Here is a 4,966-nt window from a genome sequence, read left to right on the forward strand (position 1 = left end):
CGCAATCGAGGAACTGACCGCCGGCCTCATCCGGGGCGACCGGGATCAAGTGCTGCTGGGAGTCACCGGATCGGGTAAGACCTTCACCATCGCGAAAGTGGTCGAGGCCGTCAACCGGCCAACCCTCGTCATCGCCCACAACAAGACGCTCGCGGCCCAGCTCTACCAGGAGTTCCGGGAGTTCTTTCCCGACAACGCGGTGGAGTTCTTCGTCAGCTATTACGACTACTACCAGCCGGAAGCTTATGTCCCGGCGAGCGACACCTACATCGAGAAAGAGGCGACCATAAACGACGAGATCGATCGGATGCGGCTGTCGGCAACGAGGTCGCTCTTCGAGCGAGAAGACGTGCTCATTGTAGCCAGCGTTTCCTGTATCTACGGGCTTGGTTCACCGGAAGCCTACTACGGGATGCTCCTTCACCTGGACAAGGGAGACGAGGTCGATCGGGCCGCGATATTGCGCAAGCTCGTGGAGATTCAGTACGAGCGCAACGATTTCGAGCTGAGGCGCGGAAGTTTTAGGGTGAGAGGGGACGTGATCGAGATCGTCCCCGGCTACGACGATCTCGGGGTGCGCCTGTCGCTATACGGTGACGAGGTGGAGGAGATCGCTCAGTTCGACACCCTGACCGGCAGGACGATCCGGCCGATGACCCGGGTGACGATCTTTCCCAAGACGCATTACGTGTCGTCGCGTGAACGTACGGTGCGAGCCATCGAATCGATTCGCGAGGAGCTCGACTGGTTCCACCGAAAGCTCGTATCGCAAGGAAAACTTCTCGAAGCACAGCGACTTCAACAACGGACCCTGTTCGACCTCGAGATGCTGCAAGAAGTTGGGTATTGCCATGGCATCGAGAACTACTCGCGCCATTTCACCGGCCGTTCGCCCGGGGAGCCGCCTCCGACGCTCATGGACTACCTTCCCAATGACGTCGTCGTGGTGATCGACGAATCGCACCAGACCATTCCTCAGATCCGCGGGATGTATCACGGAGACCGCTCGAGGAAGGAGACCCTGGTTGAGTACGGATTCCGCATGCCCTCGGCCCTCGACAACCGCCCGTTGAACTTCGAGGAGTTCGAAAAGCGAGTCGACCAGACAATCTACGTCTCGGCGACCCCGGGACCCTACGAGCTCGACAAGATCCGGGGCGTGGTGGTGGAGCAAATCATCCGTCCCACCGGACTGACGGATCCGGAAGTCGACGTGCGCCCGGTTGCGGGACAGGTCGACGATCTTCTCCACGAGATCCGTGATCGCGTCGAGAGGAACGAGCGCGTCCTGGTCACGACGCTCACCAAACGGATGGCGGAGGATCTGACCGAATATTACACCGAGCTCGGAGTCAAGTGCCGCTATCTTCATTCCGACATCGATACGCTGGAGAGGATGCAGATCTTGAGAGATCTCCGGCTGGGCGAGTTCGACGTGCTGATCGGAATCAATCTGTTGCGCGAGGGATTGGATCTTCCCGAAGTGTCGCTCGTGGCCATTCTCGACGCCGACAAAGAGGGCTACCTGCGGTCGGCGGGCTCGCTCATTCAGACGATTGGCCGCGCGGCCCGAAACGTGCGCGGCAAGGCCGTTCTCTATGCCGACAACGAGACGGATTCCATGAGAAAGGCCGTCACCGAAACGAGACGAAGGCGCCGCGTCCAACAGGAGTACAACCAGAACCATGGAATCACACCCGAGACCATCGTCAAGTCGATCCGTGGGCGAATGGGTGCCGAGCAGGAGGCGGAAACGACACCCGGCAGGTTGAAGGTGGCGGAGGAAGGGCTCCTGTTCGGGAGTCCCGAGGAGATTCGACGAGAGATCGAGAGATTGACCCGTTCGATGAAGAAGGCTTCCAAGGAGCTGGAGTTCGAAAAAGCCGCCGAGTTTCGCGACCGCATACGCGACCTGAGGCAGCTCGAGCTGTTCGAGGCTTGATCGGTGGTATTCAACGCACTTTCCGAAGCGGTCAAACATTGGATTCTCGCGATTCAAGAGTACTCGAAGCTGGCCTACCGAGCGCTGGTGAACCTGTTCTCGGGTCGACACTACTGGCGCGATACCCTCGACCAGATGGACTCGATCGGCGTGGGCTCGATCACCATCGTTTGCCTCACGGGTCTGTTCACCGGAATGGTCTTGACGGTGCAGAGCTCGGCCACGCTCGATGCCTTCGGCGCCCGCCCCTACGTCGGACGTATGGTGTCCCTCTCGATGATCCGGGAGCTCGGTCCGGTGCTGACCGCCCTCATGGTTACCGGTCGAGTGGGGTCGGGTATGGCGGCGGAGCTCGGCTCCATGGTCGTGACCCAGCAGATCGACGCGCTTCGCTCACTGGGAACCGATCCCATCCGAAAGCTCGTCGTCCCCCGCATGATCGCGGGCGTGGTGATGGTTCCCACCCTTACGGTTCTCTCCAACGCCGTGGGGATGGTCGGCGGCTATTTGGTCTCGACGCTCACCCTTCGACTGGCGACGAGCCTCTACTGGCATTCGGCGCTCGACGCCATTCGCCTTCACGACCTGTTCATGGGGCTCGCCAAACCGTTCGTGTTCGGATACATCATCGTCACCGTGGGCTGCTACCAGGGCCTGACCACCACCGGAGGAACGAGAGGCGTCGGAGAGTCGACCACCCAATCGGTGGTCGTCGCATCCGTCCTCATTCTGGCGAGCGACTACTTCCTGAATCTGCTCATCCTCAAATTCGTTTACCCCTGAATCATGCCCGCGACAGTGATTGCGTTCCGTAACGTCGATTACGCCTATCCGGGGACCGACGACCTGGCACTCGCCGACGTGACCTTCGAAGTGGAACAGGGGCGGACTCTCATCATTCTCGGCGGAAGCGGCTCGGGCAAATCCACGATCCTCAAGCTCGTCCTCGGCCTGATCAAGCCCCACTCGGGAGTGGTCGAGGTCGAAGGCGTGGACATAAGCCGAATGCGTGAGTCGGAGCTGATGGACGTACGCGCCGATATCGGGATGGTTTTCCAGGAAGGCGCGCTCTTCGACTCTCTCACCGTCGCCGAGAACGTCGGCTTCCGACTTCGGGAGCACGAGGAGTTGAGTGAGGAGGAGTTCGAGCGGCGCGTGCAACGCATGCTCGCCGTCGTGGAGCTGGGCGAATTTTACGATCGAATGCCGTCGGAGTTGTCGGGTGGCCAGAGACGTCGCGTCGCCGTGGCCCGGGCAATGGCCCACGGGCCCGAGTTGATCCTCTACGACGAGCCGACCACGGGACTCGACCCGATTACCGGATCCACGATTTGCGACCTGATCGTGAAGTTGCGCGATCTCGGAGGCGTCACCTCAGTCCTGGTGACCCACCAGCTCCGCGATGCGTTTCAGGTCGCCCAGAGCTACGCCATAACCAAGAACGGCGACGTCGAATTCGGCCGAGTAACCGACATCGAAAAACTGGAAGGCACTGAGTTTCTCGTCTTGAATCGCGGCAGGATCGTCTTCCGCGGGCTCCAGCGCGAGCTGTTCACGACCGACGAGCCTTACGTCCGGCAATTCATGAATGGGCACGTCCAAGCTTATGGGAGGTAGGCTTCATGGCAGGTAGAAAAGGCGTTAGTTATGCAGAACTTCGGGTGGGCATCGTCGTGGCCATCGCCCTCATCGTGGCCATGGCGACGACGATCTACGTGACCCGGGAGGGGGGGCTTCCATTTCTTGGAGGGCAGTATACGGTTTACAGCTATCTGCGTGACGTCAACGGTCTGAAAGCCGGTGCTCCGATCCACCTTTCGGGGGTGGAGGTGGGTTCGGTGCGTCACGTCGAGTTCGCCGGTCCGGACGCCCCTGCGCCCGTGCGGGTTACGCTCAACCTTCGTACCGAAGTGCAGGAGCGCGTCACGACCAACTCCCTCGTGACGGTGGGGAGCCTCGGGGTGCTCGGGGAGAAGCTGCTCGACATCGACCCGGGGCAGCCCGGCGGCGTGCCCATCGAGGATCAGGGCACGGTGCCCGGCGAGGCGGAGGGCGATCCGATCAAGGGCATCATCTCCGACGCTTCGACGACGATGAGGGACGTCCGTGACCTCGCCCGGGATCTCCAGTCGGGCGAGGGGACACTAGGCGCGCTCTTGAAGAGGGAAGAGCTGTATCAGAAGCTACTCGAGCTCATCGGAAAGGCCGAGGACGTATTCGTCGCCCTCGATCGCATGGAGGGAACCTTCGGCAAGATGATCCACGACCCCGCGATCTACGACAACCTCAACGAGCTCACCGAGAACATGAAGAGTCTGGTCACGAGTATCGAGACCGGCGATGGCGCCCTCGGCCGGCTGGTGCACGACGAGTCCATGGGTCTCTCGGTCAAACAGGCAACCGCCAACCTCGAGAGTGTAACCCGCCGGGTCGATCAGGGTGAAGGGACGCTCGGGGCTCTGGTACGCGACCGGGCCCTCTACGACAGGCTCGACTCGCTTTCCGGCAACTTTGATTCCATATCCGCCCGTCTCGAACGAGGTGACGGCACCGCGGGCCAGCTACTCCACGATCGCGCTCTCTACGAGAACTTGAACGCAACGGCTGTCGAGTTGAGGGGGCTTTTGGCTGACATCCGCCAGGATCCGAAAAAATACCTGCGTATCAAAGTGAGTTTGTTCTGAGGCGTCGACCGCTCATTCGATCAGGACGCGGGCTGATTCGCCTTCTCGTCGTGCCGACGAAATGCTTCCATCATGAACTCGGTCGTGGAGCGGATCGCCTGCACGTTGCTTCGAATATCGGCGCGCACGAAATGGAACCGACCGTTCCGCACCGGAATGAGGCGGTAGGCTGCCTCCTCTCCGGTCAGCTCGTCGGAAAACGAACCGCAGATGTGGCCATCGAGAAGATGAATCTCGCCCGCGCGGTCCCCGTCGATGCGGAGCACGCCGGTCGCTTGATTCGCTTCGAGCAACTGCAGGATATCGGAGCTCTTGAACCTCGCGAGGTCGCCCGACAGCT

Annotated in this window: 5 protein-coding genes; 4 read left to right on the top strand and 1 reads right to left on the bottom strand. The window is 60.9% G+C overall.

The features are described 5' to 3' along the window. The 4 genes from uvrB to VEK15_13420 all read left to right on the top strand — a co-directional run. On the top strand, nucleotides 1-1,942 hold a 1,942-nt coding region (gene uvrB / locus VEK15_13405), incomplete at its 5' end, for an excinuclease ABC subunit UvrB (GenBank protein ID HXV61689.1). A 3-nt stretch (nucleotides 1,943-1,945) separates the two neighbouring features. Next, nucleotides 1,946-2,725 carry an ABC transporter permease gene (locus VEK15_13410; GenBank protein ID HXV61690.1) on the top strand — a complete coding sequence of 260 codons (780 nt, stop codon included), beginning with the start codon at nucleotides 1,946-1,948 and terminating at the stop codon, nucleotides 2,723-2,725. Between the two features lie 3 nt (nucleotides 2,726-2,728). Continuing rightward, on the top strand, nucleotides 2,729-3,559 hold the full coding sequence (locus VEK15_13415) for an ATP-binding cassette domain-containing protein (GenBank protein HXV61691.1): 831 nt from the start codon (nucleotides 2,729-2,731) through the stop codon (nucleotides 3,557-3,559). Nucleotides 3,560-3,564: 5 nt separating this feature from the next. Continuing rightward, nucleotides 3,565-4,626, top strand: coding sequence for an MlaD family protein (locus VEK15_13420; GenBank protein ID HXV61692.1), 1,062 nt, complete (start codon nucleotides 3,565-3,567; stop codon nucleotides 4,624-4,626). Between the two features lie 20 nt (nucleotides 4,627-4,646). Here VEK15_13420 and VEK15_13425 read toward each other — a convergent pair. Continuing rightward, the coding region (locus VEK15_13425; protein HXV61693.1) for a DUF4388 domain-containing protein at nucleotides 4,647-4,966 on the bottom strand (320 nt) is incomplete at its 5' end.

The organism is Vicinamibacteria bacterium (genome assembly GCA_035620555.1).
GTDB lineage: Bacteria > Acidobacteriota > Vicinamibacteria > Marinacidobacterales > SMYC01 > DASPGQ01.

Excerpts from the sequence above, each read along its gene's own strand:
- VEK15_13415 (HXV61691.1), top strand. The coding sequence starts at position 2,729 with ATGCCCGCGACAGTGATTGCGTTCCGTAACGTCGATTACGCCTATCCG.
- VEK15_13420 (HXV61692.1), top strand. The coding sequence starts at position 3,565 with ATGGCAGGTAGAAAAGGCGTTAGTTATGCAGAACTTCGGGTGGGCATC.